The following is a 22,631-nucleotide window of genomic DNA, read 5'->3' as shown; positions in this document are numbered from 1 at the left end:
AAGGGGGCTTTTTTAATGGCTAAAAAAACATTATACGAAAAAATTTGGGATAAGCATTTAGTTAGTCTTGGGGAAGGCGGACAAAGCTTAATCTATATAGACCTTCATTTAATTCATGAGGTAACTTCACCTCAAGCTTTTGAAGGTTTAAGACTGGCAGGCAGAAAAATAAGAAGACCTGATTTATCATTTGCTACTATGGACCATAATGTACCTACTTTAGATAGATACAATATTAAAGATCCTATTTCTAAACAGCAAATGGATACACTTAGTAAAAACTGTGAAGATTTTAAAGTTACATTGTTTGATTTAAATAGTCCTAATCAGGGAGTTGTTCATGTTATGGGGCCAGAAATTGGACTTACTTTACCTGGTAATACAATTGTTTGTGGTGATAGTCATACTGCAACTCATGGTGCTTTCGGTGCCTTAGCCTTTGGTATTGGTACAAGCGAAGTTGAACATGTACTTGCAACTCAATGTTTACCTCAAAAAAAATCTAAAACTATGAAAATCGAAGTTAAAGGTTCCTTTAAATCTGGAATTACAGCTAAGGATTTAATTCTTGGAATTATAAGTAAATATGGAACAGACTTTGGAACAGGATATGTTATTGAATTTACTGGAGAGACTCTTAAGACAACTACTATGGAGCAAAGAATGACTATTTGTAACATGGCTATAGAGGCAGGAGCAAGATCTGGTTTATTCCAACCTGATGAAGTTACTTTTGAATACTTAAGAAATAAAGACTATGCTCCAAAAGATGAAGCTTTCGAAAAAGCTGTAGAAGAATGGAAAACTTTATGCTCTGATGAAGATGCTGAGTTTGACACAGTTCTTGAATTTGACTTAGATACCTTAGAACCACAGGTAACTTGGGGAACAAGTCCAGGAATGGGAGCAGGAATTAATGATTTAGTACCTTCACCAAAGGATTTTAACGATTTAGATAAACAAAAGTCTACAGAAAAGGCTTTAGAATATATGAACCTTACCCCTGGTACTCCTATGAAAGATATAGAAATAAACTATGCATTTATAGGTTCTTGTACTAATGGAAGAATTGAAGACCTAAGAGCTGCTGCAAAAATAGCACAAGGTCGCAAAGTTTCTCCAAAGGTTACAGCACTAGTTGTTCCAGGTTCAGTAAGAGTTAAAGCTCAAGCAGAAAAAGAAGGTCTTGATAAGATCTTTATAGAAGCAGGTTTCGAGTGGAGAGAACCGGGATGTAGTATGTGTTTAGCTATGAATCCTGATGTATTAAAACCAGGAGATAGATGTGCTTCAACCTCAAATAGAAATTTTGAAGGTCGTCAAGGCCGTGGTGGAAGAACTCATTTAGTTTCTCCAGAAATGGCAGCTGCGGCTGCAATATATGGACATTTTGTAGATGTAAGAGATTTACTATAAGGAGGATTATTTTATGGAACCATTTGTAAAACATATTGGAATCGTAGCTCCTTTAGATAGATCAAACGTAGATACAGATGCTATAATTCCAAAACAATTTTTAAAGAGAATTGAAAGAAGCGGCTTTGGTAAATTCCTATTTTATGAATTTAGATTTGATGAAGAAGGAAAAGATATTGAAGATTTCGTTCTAAATCTTCCTAAATATAAAAGAGCTTCTATCCTACTTTCAAGAGCAAACTTTGGTTGCGGTTCTTCTAGAGAACATGCACCTTGGGCATTAGAAGATTATGGCTTTAAAGCTATCATAGCTTCAAGCTTTGCAGATATTTTTTATAATAACTGCTTCAATAACGGAATACTTCCTGTAAAACTTTCTTCTGAAGAAATAGAAGCCTTATTTCAAAAAACTGAAACTATCGAAGGTTATAAAATAGAGATAGATTTAGAAGAAAAAAAGGTAAAAGATAATACAGGATTAGAATTTAGCTTTGATGTAGAAGATTTTAAAAGAACTAAACTTCTAAATGGATATGACGATATAAGTCTTACTCTATTAAAAGAAGAAGATATCTCTAAATTTGAAGCAACACATAATACTAATAAAACAGCAGCAATAATTTAAGTAAAAAGCAATCTTCTTAGAAGATAAAATAACTCTATTAAAAAGCCTTGCAGAATAATTTTATTAAATCCTTCTGCAAGGCTTTTTTTTATTTTTCTCTTTTATCTTTTCCCTTAAATAAAAGATATATATTAAACAAAACTCCTAAAATACCAATAGGTATAAATATTATAAGTTTTAAGTTATCGGATATATCTTTCCCTTAAGATTATTTGTGTAGGCTAAGTTTCCATCCACAGTTATTACAACCGCACCCATATTATTAATTCTATTAACTCTACGTATAATTGATACAGCATCCAACCCAAACAATTGTGTAGTATATATATCGCAGTCCACGGATTTATCAGCAATAATAGTTAAAGATGCTACGTTACTTTCTATTGGATATCCTGTTCTACTATCAAATATATGGTGATATTTACTTCCTTTTTTTTCTAGTACTCTCTCATATATCCCTGAGGTTACAACGGATTGATTTCTTATTTTAACAAGTGCTACCGCATTTCCTCTTGGCAAAAAGGGATTTTGTATTCCTACTTTCCAGTCACCACCTTCAGATGGTGATTCTCCAAAAACAAGAACATTACCTCCCATATCTACCATAGCTGAACTAGCTCCATTTTCCTTAAAAAATTCCATAACTTTATCAGCAAAATACCCCTTAGCTATGGCTCCAAGGTCTATCTCCATGCCTTCTTTTAGTAAATAGACACTCTTTTCTTCATCATCTAGTTGTATATTCTCAGGTCTTAAAAGTTCTAATACCTTTTTTATAGACTCTTTGTCTGGCACATGTGCCTCCTCAAAACCTATTCTCCATAATTTTATCAACGGGCCTATTGCTATATTTAAATATGTACTTTCAGATAAACTATGTTTTTTCCCTATATTTATCAACTCATACAGCTCCTCATCCACTTTTTGTGGAGCTAGTGCAGCTGCTTTTTTAAGCATCCCAAGCTGTGAGTTATCGCTATTAGCGCTAAAAACTTCTTCATAATGAATAAGCATATCACAAGCTTTTTCAGCTAGTTTTTCAGCATCTTTTCCCTTTATATAAAGAGTTATTTTTGTTCCCATTAGATATATAATCTTTGTATACTCATCCATTTTGTTCTCCTATATTAAAACTATTCTGCCCATGAGTTAGAAATGCATCTATAAGGTCTTTATCAATACTCGTAATTTTTCTTTCACTTAGATATGCAATAAAATAATCTATGCTCAACTCATCCATAGGAACCTGATATATATTATATTCAGAGGGGCTCTCCTTTACATAGACACTTTCTGGTATAAAAGTCACTCCCAAATTACTCATTGCAAGATTACGTATAGTATAAATCTCTGTACTTTCCATTATTATTTTGGGCTCTACCTTATAAACACTTAATAGCTGATCTATCTGTTTTCTTATTGCAGAACCCTTAGAAGTAAGTATCATCTTTTGACTCAATATCTTGCTTATGTCCATAGTCCCTTCTGGAATAATGGCTACATCTTTCTGATATAAATCGCAAGAGCGTGGAATAATAGCACGGTATCCGTGTTTTCCCCAGCTAACTGAATTTAAGTTTGGAGAAATATTTCTTGAATTTTGTCCAATCCAAAAATCCAACTCACCATTTTGAGTAAGTTTCTCATTTTTATCTGGTAAAGCCTCCGAAAGCTCTACTCTATAGTTTGGATGCATACCTGAAAATTTTGCTAAAAAGAGAGGTAAAAGGTAGGTTCCAAGACTAGGAAGCACTCCTATCTTTATAACCTTACTACCTATATCTGACACATCTGATATTTCCCTAAGTAGTTTTGCATAGTTATTTTCTATTGAAGTTAAATATTGATAATATATCTTCCCCTGCTCAGTTAAACGATATGGAAGTTTACTACGGCTTATAAGCTCACAGTTTAACTGCTCTTCTACCCTTTTAATAACCTGAGTTAAATACGGTTGAGAAATATAAAGTGATTTAGCAGCTTTTCCATAATTACTGTACTTTAAAATAGCATCAATATAATACAAAATATCCTGAGGATAGCCTTTTGACATTTCATTCATCCCTTTGTGAAACAATTAACTTGTTTATTCTTGTTTTTGATTATAACAAATATGTTATCAAACATCAATAAATAACTATTAGATATAATATATGGAGCATGTTAAAATTATATCAAACATACTACTAAAATTATGAAATTTTGATGTACAGAAAGGGGATTACCATGAAATATTTAGCAATCGTAGGCACCAATTCAGACGTGTCAACTAATCGTATGTTACTTCAATTTATGCAAAAACATTTTTCTAATGAGGCAGATATTGAAGTATATGAAATCAAGGATTTACCTCCATTTATTGAACTTGAGGATTCTGATATTATTCCTCAAAAAGTAGAAGAATTATCTGATAAAATCTTAAAAGCCGATGGAGTAATAATAGCAACCCCAGAGTATGATCATGCCATACCTGCTGTTTTAAAAAGTGCTCTTGAGTGGATTAGTTACACTAGCCAAGCACTTACAGACAAGCCTCTTTTAATAGTAGGAGCTTCTCTTGGTACACTTGGTTCTTCTCGTGCACAAGCACATCTTAGACAAATACTTGATTCACCTGAGCTTGCTGCTAGAATTATGCCAAGCAGTGAATTCCTTTTAGGAAGATCACAAGGTGCATTTGATAGCACAGGAAATCTTATATATGCTGATAAGTTAGCAGAACTTGATGAAATTTTTAGAGAGTTTGTTCTATTTACTGATATAACATCAAAACTTTTAGCAGAAAAAGTTTTAAATAAAAAAGTTAAAAAATTCACGTGGGAAGAGTAGGAGGATTAGTATAATGAAATTTATAGCAATTGTTGGAACTAGTGCAAAAAAATCATATAATCGTAAACTCCTTCAGTTTATGAAAAAATACTTTGATTCAAAGGCAGAAATAGAAATACTTGAGATTACAGACGTTCCTATGTTTAATCAATCTGATAATCAATCCTCAAGTGAAGTTATACAGATGTTTAACAATAAGATTATAGCAAGTGATGGTGTTATTATAGCTACTCCTGAATATAATCATTCAGTACCATCTAGCCTTAAAAGCTTAATTGAATGGCTAAGCTTTGACCTTCATCCACTTGCTGGAAAACCAGTAATGATTCTTGGTGCTTCTCTTGATACTCAAGGTTCATCTCGTGCGCAACTACATCTTCGTCAAATCCTAGATGCACCAGGGGTAGATGCAAATGTAATGCCAGGATATGAGTTTTTACTTGGAAATGCAAACAAAGCATTTGATGAGGAAGGTAATCTAAACAATGAAAGAACTATAGATTTCCTTGAAATATGTTTCCTACGCTTTATGAGATTTGCAAAGATTGCAAATCAGCTTAATGAAGAAGAAGAATTTACCTTTACTCCAGGAGTATATGAGGTAAGTGCAATAGGTCACAGTGGAAGTCTTCCAATGAAAGTATCCTTTAGTGAAAACAGAATAGAGAGTATAGATATAAATACAGATGGAGAAACAGAAGGTCTTGCCGATGTAGTTTTTGTAAGAATACCAGATAAAATAATCGAAGGACAAACATTAAATGTTGATGCTCTTTCTGGTGCTTCTGAAACTAGTACTGCTGTATTAGACGGTGTAGCTAAAGCAGTTAAGCTTGCAGGAGTTAACCCTGATATACTTAAAAGACGTCCAAAACCTGCTAGCAGCCTTATAAAAGAAGATGAAGAATATACTTGTGATGTAGTAGTTGTAGGCGGAGGCGGTGCTGGACTAAGTGCAGCTGCAACAGCACTTCAAAATGGTAAAAGTGCTATTGTTCTTGAAAAATATCCAGCAGTAGGTGGTAATACCATACGTTCAGGTGGTCCTGTAAATGCTGCAGATCCAGAATGGCAAGTGAAATTTGATGAAAATCCAGGTGAAAGACATACCATCGAAGCATTACTAGATACAGATGAGAGCTTAATTCATCCAGAATATTTAGATGATTTCCATGCACTTAGAAAAGAGTTTTCTGACTATAAGAAGAAGTTTGACACGCAAAAAGGGCATCTATTTGATTCTCCACTACTTCACAGAATGCAAACATATTTTGGTGGAAAAAGAACTGACCTTAATGGCAACTCAATATACGGACAATATGACCTAGTAAAAATTCTTACAGACAGAGCTTTAGAAAGTGTTAAATGGCTAGAGGAAATAGGAGTTGAGTATGATAAAAGTATAGTATTCGCTCCAGTTGGTGCACTTTGGCGTCGTGGTCATAAGCCTACTAAAAGCCATGGTTCATCATTTATACTTGCACTAACAAAATATGTACAAGATAACTCAGGAAAAATCATTACAGATAGTCCTGTAAAAGAATTTATTATAGAAGATGGCGAAATAAAAGGAGTTATAGCAACTGGTGTTAATGGTCAAAAGATAACTGTTCATGCAAAAGCAGTAGTTCTTGCAAGTGGTGGTTTTGGTGCAAACACAAAGATGCTAAAAGAATATAACACCTATTGGAGCGATATTGCTGATGATATAAAAACTACTAATTCCTACGCTATGACTGGTGATGGAATATTACTTGGTAAAACAGTAGGTGCTGCACTTACAGGAATGGGCTTTACTCAAATGATGCCTGTAGCAGATCCTGAAACTGGTGAACTATTCAGCGGAGTTCAAGTACCTCCTGAAAACTTTGTAATGGTAAATAAAGAAGGTAAAAGATTTATTAATGAATTCTCTGGAAGAGATGTTTTAACAAAAGCTGCTATTGAACAAGGTGGTTTATTCTACCTTATAGCTGATGATGAAATAAAGAAAACAGCTGCTAATACAAGTCAAGAAAAGCTAGACCGTCAGGTAGAAGCTGGTACTTTATTTAGAGCAGATACCCTAGAAGAGCTAGCAGTAAAAGTTGGTATGGATCCTGCAGTTCTTATAGATACTATTAATAAGTATAACTCATATGTTGATGCTGGATTTGATCCTGAATTCCATAAGGATACATTTAGCTTAAAAGTGGAGAAAGCACCATTCTATGCTACTCCTAGAAAACCAGCAGTTCATCATACAATGGGTGGACTTAAAATAGACACTAACGCTCATGTATTAGACGAAAATGATAAACCAATTAAAAACCTTTATGCAGCTGGAGAAGTTGCTGGGGGTATCCATGCAGGTAACCGTCTTGGTGGTAATGCATTAACCGATATATTTACCTTCGGAAGAATTGCTGGAAAAACTGCCGTTGATGAAATGAAATAGTTAAACTGTAAAAAAGCCAGATACAAATACACAGAGCCGATAACACGCATAAGTAAAAATGCGGTTATCGGCTCTATTTTTCCTTAAATTAAAGATATAATTAATATCCACTTTCTATAGCTTTAACTCTATCATAAAAATTCTTATTGATAGGGGTTTCTAGTAAGTACTTTTTCCCAAGCTCAAGAACCGCTCCTGAAAACAAGTCTACCTCACTTAAGCGTTTTGCCTCCATGTCTTGAGCCATAGATGGTTTTCCTGTTTCACTTAAACCATCTAATATATTGAGCCAATAATTTAAATCCTCTTCTGTAAGATTAATCCCTTCTTTTTCAGACAATAGAATAACTTCTCTCATAGCTCTAATCATGGTATCTCTAGCTTCCCCTTGAACTTGAATTGTTCCATAATTTCCTCTATATAAAGCAACAGTTTGATTAACTCCAACATTAAGCATAAACTTGCTCCATAACCTTTTATACATGTCCTTTTGAACCTCATGCGGTAACTCTACACTTTTAAAGAAATCCTCAACTAAGCTTACCTTTTCTGAAATAACACCAGCTTCTTTTTCACCAAAACATATCATCCCCATATTTTTATAAGTTAGCTTGTTACCTTCCCTTACTGCATCCATTCCCTGAGCTACAGAATATAGAACCTTGTTCTCACCATAAGCTTCTGCAATTAACTTCTCACTAGTTATTCCATTTAATAAAGATAAAATTATTGTATTTTCCCCAACTTGATTTTTTATATCCCTTATAGCATCCTTAAGTGCACTATATTTCACAGCAATTATTACAAGGTCAGCAGGTGCTGTTTTCTCCTCTGGAGTTATAAAATTAAAATCACAAAGCTCATCGTTACAGTATATATTTGAATATCTTTTTATTCTATCTTCACTGGCTATAATTCTTAAATCCTCTTTCTTCATTCTTTTAGATAAATGATTACCAAATAATATACCAAGAGCTCCAAGCCCTATAATAGATACAGTTTTAATTTTCATATAAAATTAAGCCCCCTTCAAATTAGTCTACAATACCATTATATAACTAATCAGAAGAATTTCTCAATATTGGTTATTTCGTTTCTATATCAGCGAATGTCAGCTCAAATGATTCATTATTAAGAACTTCTTCAAGGTTCATAATATCAGAAATTCCCAGTATGCCTTTTTTAAAATCCATAGTCGCCATTCGTCTTGCTGCTTCTGCAGCAATTAGCCCAGTGAATCTACCCTCGTTATGTCCCCATGCGCATATTCTCTTTTCATCAGCTTGAATGGATACTATAAAAATATCTGTCCCAAATTTAGGTTTTCTTAAAAACTCTTCAGCAAGCTTGTAAATCCTTTTATATTTTAACAAGCCAAGCAAACCAATTTTTTTACTTCCATAAATAAGGGCTGTTATATTTGGCTGATCAAATCCCAAATATGTTATGAAGTTCTTATTCTTATACTTTTGGTTTAACATATGCTGATCAACAAAATTAAAATTATAGGTTCTTAAGCTATTTCCTTCAGTTATTATTGTATTTTTCAGTTGAAATGGTCTTATATATCCAAGGGTTTTATGGGGGTATCCTTTTAAGAAATTATCTAAAGTCCATTTGATAGCCGCATCTCCATGCCTTTCTCCCAAACCTAAAACAAGCTGAATGTCTATACTTTCTGCCAAAGGATAGCTACGAACAAATTCCTCTGCCATAAGATTTGTAAGTCCTGGGGCTAATCCAACGCCTAATAAAATTCTGCTTAATCCTAAAAGCTTTAACCCCCTTATTTTCTCAATAAATTCCGAGTTTGCAGTTACATCCATATAATCAATTCCATGTCTATCACAATATTCAACCAACTTAGTATTTTCCTGATCCACACAAACAATAACCCATCCAATACCTTGCATTTTCTCAAAGTCAATGTTATGAATATTCATCTCACAAATTTCTGCTTCTATCTCTTGCTTTTCTAAAAATCTTTTTATCTTTTCTCCGCTTCGACCAGCCAAAACCAAATTATAGTTTTTAAGCTCTCTTGTAATATATTGACCTACTTTACCATGTCCCCCTATAATCATAATTTTATTCTTTGTATCCATTAACACACTCCCTTTACTATAAAACTATTATAGGAATACCCTTGATAAGCAATCACTTATGAGTGATTTTGAATTAAACTTATTGCATGCTCTAAAAAACCTTTAATAGATTCTAATTTATCACTAGGGGTATTATCCAGAAAATCAAAAAGAGCTTTATCATATTTATCATGGTATTCTTCATGAGCATCATAGGCAATCTTCCCTTTTTCAGTCAAATAAATCAAATAGCGTTTTTTATCTTCTGGATCATCTTCTTTAGTAATCAGACCACGTTCACTCAATTTTTGTAAAGTCTTATGAACCACAGGTCTGGTTATTCCATATTTCCGTGCAAGTTCAGCACTATGGATACCTGGATAATCCCCTATTGTTTTAATCATATGAATTTCTCCACGGTAAAATTTCATATCCTCACTTCCAAAATCAAGCACATTTGTTTTACCATTTGCAATTCTCTCTGTCAGCTCAATAAATGAATCAATAACCCCTCTAGCATCCACTGAAGAATTACTGCTACCCTTTTGATAAATAAGCCCTTCAAACATAGATACTTTTATCTTATCTGCTACAGTAAGACCAGCTTTTTGGAGTGCATTTTCAATCTCCTCTTTACTAGGTGGCAAAGGAATCCCTTCCAAAAAACCTGATAACCAGCTCAACATATTAGTGGGAACATTACCTTTTTTATCCTCATAACTCCCTACGATAAAAAGATATCCACCATCCTTTAAAGCATCAGATACTTTTTGCAAAAATATAGACATATCACCCTCTACAAAATTTAAGATACCTGAGGCAATAATAAAGTCATAAGGTCCTCCCAAAGGATCAGAATTAAAGTTTCCTGATACCACTTTGATATTTTCCTGAACTTTATGTTGTCTCACAATTTCCTTTGTGACTTCAGAAACAGCCTGTGTTTCTATAATCGTAGCTTTACTATTTGGAAACTGTTTAACAAACTCAATATCCAAAATTCCTGCTCCACCCCCAAGATCCAGAATGTTTAGAGGCTCATTACTATTTGGATATAACTTCATGATTTCATCAATAAACGCCTGTACTCTTCCAGTATACATTTCTGGAATACTTAAACGTGCAAGCTCCGAAAAATCGTAACCATTCCTACTAACAGTTTGAGCAGTCTTTACCTTTTCTTCAAGTTCTGCAAGAGATGTCATTTTCTCTCTAAATAATAGAGTATCACCTAAAAAAACTTGGCTATTTCTAGATAAGAAATCTTTTGTTTCTGGTGTATTTATATAAAAGTCTCCTTGTTTATTAACCAATCCACAGGAAATCAGTGATAAAAGCATGAATTCAATTTGATTTTTATCACATTTTATTGCCTTTGCAATATCTTCTGCGGTTTGTGGTGTATCTAGATAAGAAAAAATATTTAACCGTATTGCCGCAAAGAGTAACTGTCCCTCTTGGTAGTTGTGTATTATTTCATAATAACGTTTAGGACTATTTTCAATCTTATACATAAATAAAACATCTCCTTTGTCAGTGGATACCCTCTTTTAAATAGCATCAATTTATATTGTTAGTATGGCATACATATTATTCGTTTGTCAAGGAAACTTTGTTTCAAAAAAATTAGACTAATATTAGCGAAAATCATTTTATATAATAATTTTCACTTAATTAGTCCAATAATAATATTCGTTAATATAGTTACAATTAAATATATACTTACCTTTTCCTCTTTATAAATCTATAAGTGAATACTTCACTCCTTTAGATATATTGTATATAGGTGTATCTAAAAGCTCCCCTATTGCATGCCCAAGCTCAAATAACTCTTCATCAGTAATATCAGTGTTATTTACATTAATTTGAGTTTTCTTAAATATATCCTTTCCTTCCTTATTAAGTCCTGCTTTATACTCGATAACTAATACATTTTCAACTAAAATTGACTCTATCATATTATTGCTCCTTATTCCTTATATAATTGCACTTGTTAAAATCAAATACATATTATATATATGCATAAGAGCCTATTTTTGAACGACAAATATTGATCTTTTTTTATAAAGATTTATTCTTTTCTTTCAATAAAGCTCGAAAATAAGCTTCTCTTATAGCATTATCAACTATAGTATTCATGTGTATATCTATATTTTGATTCATTCCAATAAGTTTGTTTAACATTCCTACTGTAGATTTTCTTAATTGATAAGTTCTCCTAACATCATATCCTTCTCCATCAACTTCTGGAGTTTTACGTTTCCCCTTTCTTTTTATTAAGTCTTTTTTCTCTTCTGATTTATTTATTAAATTTTTATCATCAATAGTATTAGAAACTTTATTTTCATATGATGAACTTATAAGCACCTTAACTACTTCACCATCAATCTCTTCATCTTCTTTAATACCTATATATTCAGTGGTTTCTTCCTCTTGTTCTTTTGTGATATCCACTATTTCTTTTTCTGATATTTTTTCCTTTTTGACCATAATCATCACCTCTTAATAAAATAATATTCAATAAAAAGAAAATTTGAACACTTCTGATCAGCTTTTTAACTTTTTAAATGTTTTTCTTTTTAACTTTTTAACTTTTTAACTTTTTAACTTTTTAAATGTTTTTCTTTTTAAACATTTAACTTTTTAAACATTTAACTTTTTAACTTTTTATTAAACATAGTATTTTAATGAATCTAATGAGGCTTGAGAAGGAACTCTTTTTTTGTCTCTTTTATGAATAAAACAATGTCATTTCATGTCTAATTTGAATATATTATCTCGTAATGCTTTTTTGAGAGGAGGTGATGAATTTGGCTATTCAAAAGATTTTAGATACCTCTAAAATTACCATTAAAGTTGAAAATGGCTTTAATGATGCAGGTAAGGCGATTTATAGAAATCTAGGTTTCTCCGGCTTAAGAGCTGATTGTAGTGTTGAAGATCTTTATACTCTTGCAGAGGCTATTAAGGGCATTTTAGCAAATAATACTGCTGAGTATTTATTAACCGAAATATCACAAATAGTTAATGTGGATTAACAATATTCAAAGCATTAAGCTGAAAGGAGGAATTTAAAATGACGCAAACCTTAGTTATGAGCTTTATAACTTCTAATGGTGGAAAGGCTTCTATGTCTATTTCCGGAGTAAAAGAGGATATAACCTCTGCTCAAACAGAGGCTTTAATGAATCTTATTATAGCTAAAAACTATTTCGATACTAAAAACGGAGCATTAGTTGCCATCAATAACGCGAAAGTCGTTAAAAAAGATGAAGCCAAATTGCTTTAATTAATTTTAGCTCAGCAAATTTTTGCTGAGCTTTTTATATAGATTTATATGACTTCTTTATAATAAGAAGAAAGTTTGTTATTATTAATTTATTATATAAATTTAATAGAGGTATTATAAATGATTGAATATAAAGATAAAAGCTATGTGTGTTTATTGGATTTTGCAATGGATCTTGTTAGAGGAAAATGGAAGGCATTAATTTTATGTCATCTATATAATGAGCCTATAAGATTTTTAGAGCTTCAACGTAAGGTTAAAGGCGTAAGCCAAAAGGTATTAAATGAAAAACTTAAGGAATTAGAAAATGACGAGTTAATAGCCAAAGTGGTATATCCTGAGGTTCCTCCTAAGGTTGTGTATCATCTTACTCCTAAAGGTGTGGCTCTTACTAAGATACTTAAGCAAATGGAAGACTGGTCTCTTGAATATTATCCTGAACTTAAGAATAGCTGTAATTAAAATGTAATAAAAAATAATCTGTGCGCCTTATATAATGAATAGTTAGAGGGGTATTCATCTCAACTTATACACAGATTATTTTTAAACCATTAAATTAGAATATAGTATCTTGATTTTCTTCGTTAAATAAGTGAACTTTATCTAAATCTATTGCAAATTTTATATTATCTCCTATAACCTCTCCTTGATGTTTAGCTGTTTTTATTGTAAATGCCCTATCATTTGCTTTTATGTGAAGCAAGACTTCTGCTCCTAAGTTTTCTACTACTTCTATTATCCCATTTACAATATAACTTCTATTACCCTCTTGTTCAGTTACAATTTTTATATCTTCAGGCCTTATTCCCAATATGGCTTGCTTTTCTATATAATTAGAACCTTTGATTTTATGAGCCTTGTCCTTATCTAGAACAACTTTTTGCCCAAATACTTCAACTATAATATTTTCATTTTCTTCTTTTACATCTCCATATAAGAAATTCATTTGAGGACTTCCTATAAATCCAGCGACGAACATATTTGCAGGATGATTATATATTTCAGTTGGAGTATCTACTTGTTGAATTATTCCATCCTTCATAACTACTATTTTACTTCCTAAAGTCATAGCCTCAACTTGGTCATGTGTTACATATATAAATGTAGTTTGAAGATTCTGATGTAATTTAGCTATTTCTATTCTCATCTGGTTTCTTAATTTAGCATCTAAATTTGATAGAGGTTCATCGAGTAAAAATACTTTAGCCTCTCTAACCATGGCTCTTCCCATGGCTACTCTCTGTCTTTGTCCACCAGAAAGTGCTTTAGGTTTTCTATCTAATAAGTGCTCTATATCTAATATTTTTGCTGCATCTCTAACTTTTTTATTTATTTCATCTTTTGGTATTTTTCTTAATTTCAACCCAAAAGCTATATTATCATACACAGTCATATGAGGATATAATGCATAGTTTTGGAATACCATTGCTACATCTCTATCCTTGGGAGCTAAGTCATTAACTAATTGACCATCTATGTATAGCTCTCCCTCTGATATTTCTTCAAGTCCTGCAACCATTCTTAAAGTAGTAGATTTTCCACATCCAGAAGGACCTACAAATACTATGAATTCTTTATCTTCTATTTCTAAATTAAAATCCTTTACTGCTGTTACATCCTTTGAATATCTTTTATAAATGTGTTTTAATGATAAACTTGACATGTCTTATTCCCCCTAAATATTTTTTCCTCTCATCTGACATCCTAATTTAACTATATCATTGTAGATTTATATCATCAAACTAGAAAATAACTCTTCCTTGTAATATAGCTTAACTAAGAAGTTCATCCCAATCTACATTGCTTTGCATGGTTAATGAATTATAATCTGCACCTAACTGTTCATGTTCTGGTCCTACTCCTAATGATCTCATATGACATGCTCTTGCTGCCACTATTCCAGACTTAGAATCCTCCACTACCAAACATTCTTCATTTTTTAGGTTTAACTTTTTAGCCGCTACTATAAAAACCTCTGGGTCTGGTTTTGACTTAGTAACATCTAGGCCACAGCTTACTTCATCTATATATTTATTTAATCCTGTTTTCTCTAAAATTAGAGGTGTATTTTTACTTGCAGAACCTATTCCTATTAATACGCCCCTATCTTTAAGCATTTCTAAAGTCTCTATAACATCTATTAAAACTGCCTGAGAATCAAGACTCTCTAATAATTCAACATAGTACTTATTTTTTTCTTCAGCAAACTTTAATTTATCTTCACGAGAGTAGATGGTTGTCCCCTTTGAAAGTACTACCTCTAAGGACTCCATTCTACTTACTCCCTTTTGTCTTTTATTATCTTCTTCTGTGTAATTAGTGATCCCTAATTTGTGGGCTAATTTCTTCCATGCATAAAAATGCATCTTATCTGTTGAAACTAATACTCCATCAAGATCGAAAATTACTCCTTTAATCATTCTGCTATCTCCTTCTGATTTTTTACTATACAATTTCCTGTTTTAATGATAAAATATACCAAAGGTTTAACCTTAAACTTCCCAAGGAGGTGACGTATAAACATGGCAACAATCAAAGATATTGCCAAAACCGTTGGCGTAAGTTGTACAACAGTTTCTAATGTAATTCATGGAAAACCTGGTCGTGTTTCAGCAGAAACCATTATTAAAATTAATAAAGCTATCGAGGACTTAAATTATGTTCCAAACATGTCAGCTCGCTCTTTAGTTTCTAACTCATCAAAGGTTATAGGTGTTATAAATCACATAGTAACTACTCGTGATAAGAATTTTATGGAGGATCCATTTCATTCTATATTCATAGGTGCCATAGAATCTACCTTGCGTGAAAATGGGTATTATCTAATGCTCCGTACCGTAGAAACAAGTCAAGATTTGAACTTTTTTCTTAGAAACTGGAATGTGGACGGGTTAATTCTTACAGGCATTTATGAAGACGATTTTTATAGTGTTTTAACTAAATTAAATATTCCCGTTGTTTTAATAGATAGTTATGTTTCAAATCCTAATATCTGTAATGTAAGCCTTGAAGATTTTAATGGAGGTTATCTTGCTACTAAGTACCTTATCGATCACGGTCATAGAAGCATTGCATTTGCATCCCCTTTTATAAAATACAAAGGTGTTGTATCAGAACGTTTTGATGGTTATAAAAAAGCTCTTTCAGAGGCTAACATAGAATTTAATAAGGATCTTGTGTTTGAACAGGAACTTGATACTCCAACAGCCATTGCTTTAGGAAAATCTCTAGCTAAGCGAAATGACTTTACTGCTATATTTTCTACAGCTGATATATTAGCAGCTGGTATTATAACAGGGCTTAAACAAGCTGGTAAAAAAGTTCCTGATGATGTTTCTATAATAGGGTTTGATGATATTAATCTATGTAACTTAATATCACCTGCCTTAACTACTATTCATCAAGATGCTCATTTAAAAGGCAAACTTTCTGTTAATTACATAATAGATAAACTTGAAAATAAACCTATCCACCAAAAGGAAACAATTCTTCCAGTTAGAGTTGTTGAACGTTATAGTGTAATGTCTATATCCTAGAATTCAGTAGAGGGAGGTTCCTCTACTGAATTTGTTTTATATCAGCTTTATTACTTTCTATATTTACTTGATATAGTTTGTTTAAATAGGAAACTTTAAATTTTAAACTCTTCCAACCTTCTGGCATACAAGGTCTTGCCTTAACTACACCATCTTCAAAATATATACCTCCAAAGCCTTCTACAACTGTCATATAAGCTCCTCCAGATGAAGCTGGGTGAGTTCCCCCTATATATATAAGTCCTGCCCACTGTTTACCTCCTCCAAGAATATCAGGAAGTGCTGACTTTAAGAAAAATGGATATGCTCTATCGGGCATTCCACACTTACACGCTACTAAAGCATACATGCAGGCACTTAAGGATGATCCGTGTTCTGTTCTAGGCTCATAATATTGCCAGTTCTTAAGCATTACTTCTTCTGAATATTCTTTATGAAATAAATTAAGCATGGTTATTACATCCGCTTGCTTTATAAGCTTTGTATCTGAGGCTATTCCATATGCTCCACCCCAGTATTCCTTGTCATTTAATAATCTCTCTTTTAACTTATTAATCTCTATATCTTCCAAACTTTCATATCCATCAAATTGTGGAATTATAGATGTTTTATCCTCAGGTTTAGGTATATATATCTTACAGCTTGCATCCGCAAACTTTGATTCTAGTTCTTCTAATGAATATTCTTCCTCAAGCTTCCACTTATTTTTCTTTATCATTTTTATTACATCTAAGGCACTTTCAAAGGTGAACTTGGCCATTCTGTTAGTATACGCATTATTATTAACTCTTTCATGATACTCATCTGGTCCTATTACATCTCTAAGTTCATATACTTCTGATCCCACTTTAGTTAGCAATAAATCATGATAGAAATTTGCACATTCAATTATTACTTTATATCCACCTTCTGTGATTAAATCATAATCTCCAGTTCTATTGATATACTTCATAATGCCATAAACAATAGCTGAAGAAATGTGAATCTGCTTGTCTTTAAAATATGTCCTCATTGGTCGCCCTGTAAATACATCTGTTACATTATAATCTGAACATGCATCATATCCATTTTCTTGACTCTCCCATGCGTAGAAAGCTCCCTTATATCCGTAAGAAGCTGACTTTTTCATAGCACCTTCTAATGTATCTATTCTGTATTTAAGTAAGGTTTTTGCTACCTCTGGTTCAGTGTTTAAGAAGAAGTCCAGCATAAACATTTCTGTATCCCAAAATATAGCACCCTTATAGGTTTGTCCCGATAACCCTCTTGCTGGAATTGATAAACTTTTAGAATGTCTCGGTGCTATAGAATGTAGATGATATATAGAATAATTAATCCCCTCTTCCGCCTTATCGTCTCCATCTATAATAATTTCAGAGGTACACCAGATTTTATCCCATGCTCTTTTATGCTCTTCTAATAATTCAAAATAACCCTTGTCCCATATATCTCTTACAAGTGCTACCGATTCTTCTATTGGATTTTTACAATCCTTACTGGTATATACAGTAATAAACTTATATATTTCGTAGGTAAACCCCTTTTTTGCATCTATACTTATCTTTCTAAGAAGCTTATTATCCTTCTCAACCTTCTCTTTTTTTGCTTCAAAGTTATATTTAATTTTTTCACTGACACAAACCCTATCTTTATTTTCATGAGTTAAAGCATTGGAGATTAATACATCCTCATGTATTGAGTACCTAATCTCATCATAGTGAGGTCCATTAATATCCCATACCTCTCCATCTATTCCTGTATATATATTTAACTCTCCATCATAATCTGAAGTAACGCTATATTTCATAATGATGCAATGCTCATTAACCATTGATGCAAATCGTTCTACCTCAATGCTCAATCTACCTTTATCTGTATCAAAACTAGTTTTAGATTTAAATAAACCATATCTATAATCTAATGCTAGTGTATTAGTAGAAGGCTCCACATTAGGCAAACGGTACTCTTGTCCATCAAATTCAGCATAGGTGAAAAGAGCATTTGGTGCATTTAAGGGTTCTCTCCAGGCATTTCCTACCTGATCATAAATTCCAGATAAATTTATAGCTACAAACTGCTCCTTTTCATACTCTGGAAGAGTCCCTCTTATCCCAAGATATCCATTTCCTATAAGAAATTTATTGCCGTTTGCTGATATTTTATCCTTGTTATACGAATTTTCTTCTATCAACCAACTAATCATTTTCCCCTCTCCATTCGCTTGGAATATTTATTAACCTTTTTTCTTCACTTAAAGTTATGATTTCTTCATACACTTCAATTTGAATTTCTGTGCCATTTAAAGTATAAAGTGCTACATTTTCTTTATTAACTTCCACTACGATTACATCATCCTTATAGCAAAGTCTAAAAGAATATCCATTCCATTCTTTTGGAATCGAAGGTCTAAAACTAAGCACCTCTTTATCTGAGCGCATTCCTCCAAACCCATATAAAATATTCATCCAAGCTGCTGCTATAGAGGTTGTATGTAAACCCTCATGTGTATTACGATTGTAGTTATCTAAATCCATTCTAGTTGCAAATCCAAAGAAATCATAAGCCTCTCTATGTTTCTTTAATTGTGCTGCTAATATTGAGTGTACTGATGGTGAAAGTGAACTTTCATGAATACATCTTGGCTCATAGTATTCATAGTTAGCTCTAAGTTCCTCCTCTGTAAATCTGCTGTTATATAAAAGCATAAACATAAGAACATCAGGCTGCTTAATCATGTCGTTACGGTAAATTCTATCGTAGGTCCAGTTATGATATAATGGAAAATCTTCTACGGGTATCTTGTCAACATCTATATGCGGTAAATTGAAAAATCCTTCATGTTGCTCAAAAAGCTTAGTTTCTTTATTATAGGGAATGAACATTTTCTCCCCTATTAAACGCCAATTTTCTAATTCTTCTTGTTTAACGTTTAACTTTCCAAGGATATTATCATATAAATCTTTATTTTTACTTTCTAATCTCTTTAAAACATCTAGGGTATACTCAAGTGTAGTTTTACCCATATAATTTGTGTAACAATTATTGTTTACCATCATTTGAAACTCATCTGGTCCCATTACCCCATAATATCCATATCTTGATTTATCTGAGCTCCAATCACCTCTTGTAGCAAGCATCCTGCTTATTTCTATAAGAAGTGGTACCCCTGTTTCAAATACGAATTCTTCATCTTTAGTTATATTCTCATAATGCCATATCCCATATGCAACTGCTGTTGATGGTTGAAGCTGAAGACTTGCATGCTGCCATAGGTTACAACATTCTCTTCCACTTATAGTTGCTATCGGAAAAAATGCACCTTCACAATCTAACTGCTTTGCTCTTTCCTTAGCCTCTGGTAATGTAATTAATCTATATCTTAATAATTGTTTGGCTGCTTCTAGGTTGTTAAAGATGTAGAAAGGTAAACAATAGGCTTCAGTATCCCAAAATGAATTACCGTTATATGCTTCTCCCGTTAATCCCTTTGCTCCAATTACATTACTTTGATCTGCTCCATGGTAAGTTTGATGCATTTGGAATATACAAAATCTTACCCCCTGCTGATTTAACTCATCTCCATCTATAACAATATCTGATTCAAGCCAGACTTTTTTCCACCACTCTATACTTCTATCTCTAATCTCATCATATTTAATTGATGTGATATTTTTCTTTTCATCTTCGCATTTAGATATAAATTCATCAAGTGAATCTTTATCATTCTTATTTACTAGATTGCTAATAACTTTAGTAAAAGTAGCTTTTTCACCCTCTTTTAAGCTGATTTTAAAGCTTTTTAATATTTTCTTTTCCTCACTAATATCTTCTTCTTTTTCATATATACAATCAAAGGCGCAAGTAGAAAAAACATTTTGCTTTGTATTTATTGTGGTTCCAAGTATACTTAGCCACCTATCTCCACTACTATTTTCACTACATTTCCATAGATTTTCACCTGCCATATGATGAATATTTGTAAAATCTAAACCCGATATGATTGTTATATCACCATTAAAATTTATAGGCGTAATATTTATTCTCTGCCCCGCTAGGTTAGCATCTTCCATTGATAAGAAACGTTCAAATTCTAGCTTTACTTCTTTTCCTCCATCTACTTCCCATATAAATGAACGAGTTAAAATTCCTGTATTTAAATCTAGTTCTCTTTTAAAATCTCTGAAACTACTTTTATTTAAATCTAAAACTTCATTGTCAAGAATTATACGTGTATATAGCCAATCTACTGAATTAACCATAAACTCACTATCTTTTATTATTCCTTTATATGAGGAGCCTGTAACTTCTTGTGATTCATACACTCCATTAAAATAACTTCCAAGGAGGCTATCTCCAGTATACCCTTCTTCAAAATAACCTCTAACTCCCATATACTCATTTCCAAGGGAGTATATAGATTCGGACACCTCTGAATAATCTTTATTAAATCCTTCTTCAATGATTTTCCACGAGTCTGTAACATAGTATTTATCCGCTATTTTTGCCATATTTAATTCTACTCCTTTACTGCACCTGCTGTGGCACCATCTGTAATTTGTTTTTGGAATATTGTAAATAGAATAATTGGTGGAATAATTGAAAAGGCTACTGCTCTTAACATATCTACTGCATTAACTTTATTAGAGGAGTGATATGCAAATAACTTAACCATGATTGTTTCCTTTTGAGTACCATTAAGTACTAGATAAGGTAATAAGAAATCTGACCAAGCTGCAGTAACTGTAAAAATAACAACAACCATTACTATAGGTCTAGATAAAGGAAGTATTACTCTTAAAAATATCTGAAGTTCTCCACATCCATCTAATTTAGCTGCTTCTATTAACTCTTTAGGCAACCCTTCAAAAAAGTTCTTAAACAGTATTACATAAAATGCATTAGCTCCAAATACCAACCATAGAGGTAGAAAAGATCCATTTAAACCAACTTTGTTAATATTTACAAATAATGCTACTATGCTTGTTGTAGCTGGAATTAATAAACTCCACATAACTAATCCTAATATTATTTTGTGCCCTTTAGGCTTGATTATAGCTAACACATAAGCTAAAAGACCATTAAAGGTTACTGAACACAAGGTTCCCCCGATTACTACTATGGTTGAATTTATATAATATCTAACAAATTTTAAGTTATTCCAAGTATCAACATACTTTTGAAAATTAAAAGTTGACGGTAGTATAGTCGCATCTTTTCTAAATTCACTAATATCCTTAAAGCTAGCTAAAAACACCCATACAGAAGGAAATAAGCATACTATAAGTATTAATAAACACAGTATAAAAATTGTTATAGAAAGTATTTTTGTTTTTAATGACTTTATATCATAATAACGAATTGCTCCATCTGATTTTTCTTTATACTTATTAAAAAACATCTTATAACTCTCCTCCTACCCTTCTTTATTTGCTGTTAGCTTAAAATAAAGTACACTTAATACCGCAAGTATTATACATACAATAACTGATAAAGCTGCCGCTACTGGGAAATTATAATCCTTAAATGCAAAATTATATACTAATTGCATAATTGAAATACTAGCATTATTAGGACCCCCATTAGTCATAACCATTGGTTCATATAAAATTTGAAAGACTGCTATTATTTGAAGAATGAACATTGTCTTACCAAGTGAAAACAACTTCGGTAATGTTATATATCTTATTCTTTGTAATACTGAAGCTCCATCTATGGTTGCAGCTTCATATAGTTCAGGATTAATACTGCTTATACCAGCTAAATAGATTAAGGCTGTAGCTCCTGCACTTTTCCACGTCATACTCATAACAATAAGAGGAATTGTCCAACCGGGATTAGTTAACCATAGCTGAGGATCTACTCCTATTTTTCCAAGCAAAATATTTAAGGTTCCTGTTCCACCAGGTTTAAATAAAAATCCCCACATTATCACTGTGGCAAGTCCTGGCATAATATTAGGGAAATAAATTCCTACTCTAAATAATCCTTTGAAGTGAATAGTCTCACTTATAAGAATAGCCGCTAATATAGGTGCAAAAAAACCTATAACCAACGACCAACCAATGTAACTAAAAGTATTTTTAAGTGCTGCCCAAAAATCAGGATGAGCAAATACGGTAAAGTAATTATCTAATCCTACAAATTTAACCAGTCTAATTCCATTTGCTTGATATAGTGAAAGTTTAATGTTTTCTAATAAAGGCTCCCATATGAAAAAAGAAAATAAAATAAGTGTTGGTAACATAATAGCCCAACCTATTAAATCTTTTCTTTTTAAAACCTTTTTCTTCTTTACTGTAATTTCTGGAGTTGCACAGATTTGTAAATCATTCTTCTCAACTTTTCGCATTCTTCCCACTCCCTAAGATTTTTAAGAATCCAAATAGGTTGTCTTATAAAGAAAACCTATTTGGAT

21 protein-coding genes are annotated in these 22,631 nt (G+C 32.3%); 8 read left to right on the top strand and 13 right to left on the bottom strand.

The features are described 5' to 3' along the window. Positions 1-15: 15 nt before the first annotated feature. Positions 16-1,416: a 3-isopropylmalate dehydratase large subunit gene (leuC, locus tag P8F83_RS21755; protein ID WP_326512644.1), complete on the top strand. Its 1,401-nt coding sequence runs from the start codon at positions 16-18 to the stop codon at positions 1,414-1,416. Positions 1,417-1,429: 13 nt separating this feature from the next. Next, positions 1,430-2,041 carry a 3-isopropylmalate dehydratase small subunit gene (gene leuD / locus P8F83_RS21750; protein WP_326512643.1) on the top strand — a complete coding sequence of 204 codons (612 nt, stop codon included), beginning with the start codon at positions 1,430-1,432 and terminating at the stop codon, positions 2,039-2,041. A gap of 177 nt (positions 2,042-2,218) precedes the next feature. Here the strand turns inward: leuD and P8F83_RS21745 are convergent, their stop codons facing one another. Further along, entirely contained in the window at positions 2,219-3,154 is a 936-nt protein-coding gene (locus P8F83_RS21745; RefSeq protein ID WP_326512642.1) for an FAD:protein FMN transferase, read from the bottom strand. Beyond that, positions 3,147-4,094, bottom strand: a complete 948-nt coding sequence (locus P8F83_RS21740) for a LysR family transcriptional regulator (protein WP_326512641.1) — start codon at positions 4,092-4,094, stop codon at positions 3,147-3,149. Before P8F83_RS21740 ends, P8F83_RS21745 begins: the two co-directional genes overlap by 8 nt. Positions 4,095-4,267: 173 nt before the next feature. On the opposite strand from P8F83_RS21740, the gene P8F83_RS21735 reads away from it, so the two are divergent. Beyond that, entirely contained in the window at positions 4,268-4,870 is a 603-nt protein-coding gene (locus P8F83_RS21735) for an NADPH-dependent FMN reductase (protein ID WP_238902144.1), read from the top strand. A gap of 13 nt (positions 4,871-4,883) precedes the next feature. Next, a complete protein-coding gene (locus P8F83_RS21730; protein WP_326512640.1) occupies positions 4,884-7,307 on the top strand; it encodes a flavocytochrome c in 2,424 nt (807 codons plus the stop codon). A 100-nt stretch (positions 7,308-7,407) separates the two neighbouring features. On the opposite strand, the gene P8F83_RS21725 is transcribed toward P8F83_RS21730, so the two are convergent. The 5 genes from P8F83_RS21725 to P8F83_RS21705 all read right to left on the bottom strand — a co-directional run bounded on the left by P8F83_RS21725 (position 7,408) and on the right by P8F83_RS21705 (position 11,881). After that, the gene (locus P8F83_RS21725) at positions 7,408-8,319 is read right to left on the bottom strand and encodes a ketopantoate reductase family protein (RefSeq protein ID WP_326512639.1); all 912 of its coding nucleotides are present in this window, start codon (positions 8,317-8,319) and stop codon (positions 7,408-7,410) included. Positions 8,320-8,392: 73 nt separating this feature from the next. Then, positions 8,393-9,412, bottom strand: a complete 1,020-nt coding sequence (locus tag P8F83_RS21720; protein WP_326512638.1) for a saccharopine dehydrogenase NADP-binding domain-containing protein — start codon at positions 9,410-9,412, stop codon at positions 8,393-8,395. Positions 9,413-9,468: 56 nt separating this feature from the next. After that, entirely contained in the window at positions 9,469-10,905 is a 1,437-nt protein-coding gene (locus P8F83_RS21715) for a methyltransferase domain-containing protein (RefSeq protein WP_238902148.1), read from the bottom strand. Positions 10,906-11,127: 222 nt separating this feature from the next. Further along, complete coding sequence (locus P8F83_RS21710) at positions 11,128-11,349, bottom strand: DUF1659 domain-containing protein (protein WP_073019330.1); 222 nt, start codon at positions 11,347-11,349, stop codon at positions 11,128-11,130. A 103-nt stretch (positions 11,350-11,452) separates the two neighbouring features. Beyond that, entirely contained in the window at positions 11,453-11,881 is a 429-nt protein-coding gene (locus tag P8F83_RS21705; protein WP_326512637.1) for a hypothetical protein, read from the bottom strand. Between the two features lie 320 nt (positions 11,882-12,201). Between P8F83_RS21705 and P8F83_RS21700 the strand changes: the two genes are divergently transcribed. The 3 genes from P8F83_RS21700 to P8F83_RS21690 all read left to right on the top strand — a co-directional run bounded on the left by P8F83_RS21700 (position 12,202) and on the right by P8F83_RS21690 (position 13,142). Next, positions 12,202-12,429, top strand: a complete 228-nt coding sequence (locus P8F83_RS21700; protein WP_238902150.1) for a DUF1659 domain-containing protein — start codon at positions 12,202-12,204, stop codon at positions 12,427-12,429. 38 nt (positions 12,430-12,467) lie between these two features. After that, positions 12,468-12,680 (top strand): DUF2922 domain-containing protein, encoded by a 213-nt coding sequence (locus P8F83_RS21695; protein WP_238902151.1) that lies wholly within the window; start codon positions 12,468-12,470, stop codon positions 12,678-12,680. A gap of 120 nt (positions 12,681-12,800) precedes the next feature. Further along, on the top strand, positions 12,801-13,142 hold the full coding sequence (locus P8F83_RS21690) for a winged helix-turn-helix transcriptional regulator (RefSeq protein WP_286908497.1): 342 nt from the start codon (positions 12,801-12,803) through the stop codon (positions 13,140-13,142). Between the two features lie 94 nt (positions 13,143-13,236). On the opposite strand, the gene P8F83_RS21685 is transcribed toward P8F83_RS21690, so the two are convergent. Together P8F83_RS21685 and pgmB are read right to left on the bottom strand one after the other, a co-directional pair. Further along, on the bottom strand, positions 13,237-14,343 hold the full coding sequence (locus P8F83_RS21685) for an ABC transporter ATP-binding protein (protein WP_326512636.1): 1,107 nt from the start codon (positions 14,341-14,343) through the stop codon (positions 13,237-13,239). A gap of 109 nt (positions 14,344-14,452) precedes the next feature. After that, positions 14,453-15,100, bottom strand: a complete 648-nt coding sequence (gene pgmB / locus P8F83_RS21680) for a beta-phosphoglucomutase (protein WP_326512635.1) — start codon at positions 15,098-15,100, stop codon at positions 14,453-14,455. Positions 15,101-15,202: 102 nt separating this feature from the next. Here pgmB and P8F83_RS21675 point away from each other — a divergent pair, with 102 nt between their 5' ends. Next, the gene (locus P8F83_RS21675) at positions 15,203-16,216 is read left to right on the top strand and encodes a LacI family DNA-binding transcriptional regulator (RefSeq protein WP_326512634.1); all 1,014 of its coding nucleotides are present in this window, start codon (positions 15,203-15,205) and stop codon (positions 16,214-16,216) included. A gap of 22 nt (positions 16,217-16,238) precedes the next feature. On the opposite strand, the gene P8F83_RS21670 is transcribed toward P8F83_RS21675, so the two are convergent. From P8F83_RS21670 to P8F83_RS21655, 4 genes are read right to left on the bottom strand one after another with little or no spacing between them, the layout of a single operon-like run. Next, a complete protein-coding gene (locus tag P8F83_RS21670; protein WP_326512633.1) occupies positions 16,239-18,419 on the bottom strand; it encodes a glycosyl hydrolase family 65 domain-containing protein in 2,181 nt (726 codons plus the stop codon). After that, positions 18,412-20,724, bottom strand: coding sequence for a glycoside hydrolase family 65 protein (locus tag P8F83_RS21665; protein ID WP_326512632.1), 2,313 nt, complete (start codon positions 20,722-20,724; stop codon positions 18,412-18,414). The genes P8F83_RS21670 and P8F83_RS21665 overlap by 8 nt, the downstream gene beginning before the upstream one ends. Before the next feature lie 8 nt (positions 20,725-20,732). After that, positions 20,733-21,614, bottom strand: coding sequence for a carbohydrate ABC transporter permease (locus P8F83_RS21660; RefSeq protein ID WP_238902158.1), 882 nt, complete (start codon positions 21,612-21,614; stop codon positions 20,733-20,735). Positions 21,615-21,629: 15 nt separating this feature from the next. Beyond that, positions 21,630-22,565 carry a carbohydrate ABC transporter permease gene (locus P8F83_RS21655; RefSeq protein WP_326512631.1) on the bottom strand — a complete coding sequence of 312 codons (936 nt, stop codon included), beginning with the start codon at positions 22,563-22,565 and terminating at the stop codon, positions 21,630-21,632. Between the last annotated feature and the right edge of the window lie 66 nt (positions 22,566-22,631).

This window comes from Clostridium intestinale, from assembly GCF_035905475.1.
Classification (GTDB): domain Bacteria; phylum Bacillota; class Clostridia; order Clostridiales; family Clostridiaceae; genus Clostridium_T; species Clostridium_T intestinale.
The sequence above is the reverse complement of the archived record's forward strand: the minus strand, read 5'-3'. Positions and strand labels throughout refer to the sequence as shown.

What these genes read in the sequence shown, in the direction of transcription:
- P8F83_RS21675 (WP_326512634.1), top strand. Translation starts at nt 15,203, where the DNA reads ATGGCAACAATCAAAGATATTGCCAAAACCGTTGGCGTAAGTTGTACA.
- P8F83_RS21740 (WP_326512641.1), bottom strand. Translation starts at nt 4,094, where the DNA reads ATGTCAAAAGGCTATCCTCAGGATATTTTGTATTATATTGATGCTATT.
- P8F83_RS21695 (WP_238902151.1), top strand. Translation starts at nt 12,468, where the DNA reads ATGACGCAAACCTTAGTTATGAGCTTTATAACTTCTAATGGTGGAAAG.
- P8F83_RS21670 (WP_326512633.1), bottom strand. Translation starts at nt 18,419, where the DNA reads ATGATTAGTTGGTTGATAGAAGAAAATTCGTATAACAAGGATAAAATA.
- P8F83_RS21730 (WP_326512640.1), top strand. Translation starts at nt 4,884, where the DNA reads ATGAAATTTATAGCAATTGTTGGAACTAGTGCAAAAAAATCATATAAT.
- leuC (WP_326512644.1), top strand. Translation starts at nt 16, where the DNA reads ATGGCTAAAAAAACATTATACGAAAAAATTTGGGATAAGCATTTAGTT.
- leuD (WP_326512643.1), top strand. Translation starts at nt 1,430, where the DNA reads ATGGAACCATTTGTAAAACATATTGGAATCGTAGCTCCTTTAGATAGA.
- P8F83_RS21690 (WP_286908497.1), top strand. Translation starts at nt 12,801, where the DNA reads ATGATTGAATATAAAGATAAAAGCTATGTGTGTTTATTGGATTTTGCA.
- pgmB (WP_326512635.1), bottom strand. Translation starts at nt 15,100, where the DNA reads ATGATTAAAGGAGTAATTTTCGATCTTGATGGAGTATTAGTTTCAACA.
- P8F83_RS21685 (WP_326512636.1), bottom strand. Translation starts at nt 14,343, where the DNA reads ATGTCAAGTTTATCATTAAAACACATTTATAAAAGATATTCAAAGGAT.
- P8F83_RS21660 (WP_238902158.1), bottom strand. Translation starts at nt 21,614, where the DNA reads ATGTTTTTTAATAAGTATAAAGAAAAATCAGATGGAGCAATTCGTTAT.
- P8F83_RS21710 (WP_073019330.1), bottom strand. Translation starts at nt 11,349, where the DNA reads ATGATAGAGTCAATTTTAGTTGAAAATGTATTAGTTATCGAGTATAAA.
- P8F83_RS21705 (WP_326512637.1), bottom strand. Translation starts at nt 11,881, where the DNA reads ATGGTCAAAAAGGAAAAAATATCAGAAAAAGAAATAGTGGATATCACA.
- P8F83_RS21720 (WP_326512638.1), bottom strand. Translation starts at nt 9,412, where the DNA reads ATGGATACAAAGAATAAAATTATGATTATAGGGGGACATGGTAAAGTA.
- P8F83_RS21715 (WP_238902148.1), bottom strand. Translation starts at nt 10,905, where the DNA reads ATGTATAAGATTGAAAATAGTCCTAAACGTTATTATGAAATAATACAC.
- P8F83_RS21735 (WP_238902144.1), top strand. Translation starts at nt 4,268, where the DNA reads ATGAAATATTTAGCAATCGTAGGCACCAATTCAGACGTGTCAACTAAT.
- P8F83_RS21745 (WP_326512642.1), bottom strand. Translation starts at nt 3,154, where the DNA reads ATGGATGAGTATACAAAGATTATATATCTAATGGGAACAAAAATAACT.
- P8F83_RS21655 (WP_326512631.1), bottom strand. Translation starts at nt 22,565, where the DNA reads ATGCGAAAAGTTGAGAAGAATGATTTACAAATCTGTGCAACTCCAGAA.
- P8F83_RS21665 (WP_326512632.1), bottom strand. Translation starts at nt 20,724, where the DNA reads ATGGCAAAAATAGCGGATAAATACTATGTTACAGACTCGTGGAAAATC.
- P8F83_RS21725 (WP_326512639.1), bottom strand. Translation starts at nt 8,319, where the DNA reads ATGAAAATTAAAACTGTATCTATTATAGGGCTTGGAGCTCTTGGTATA.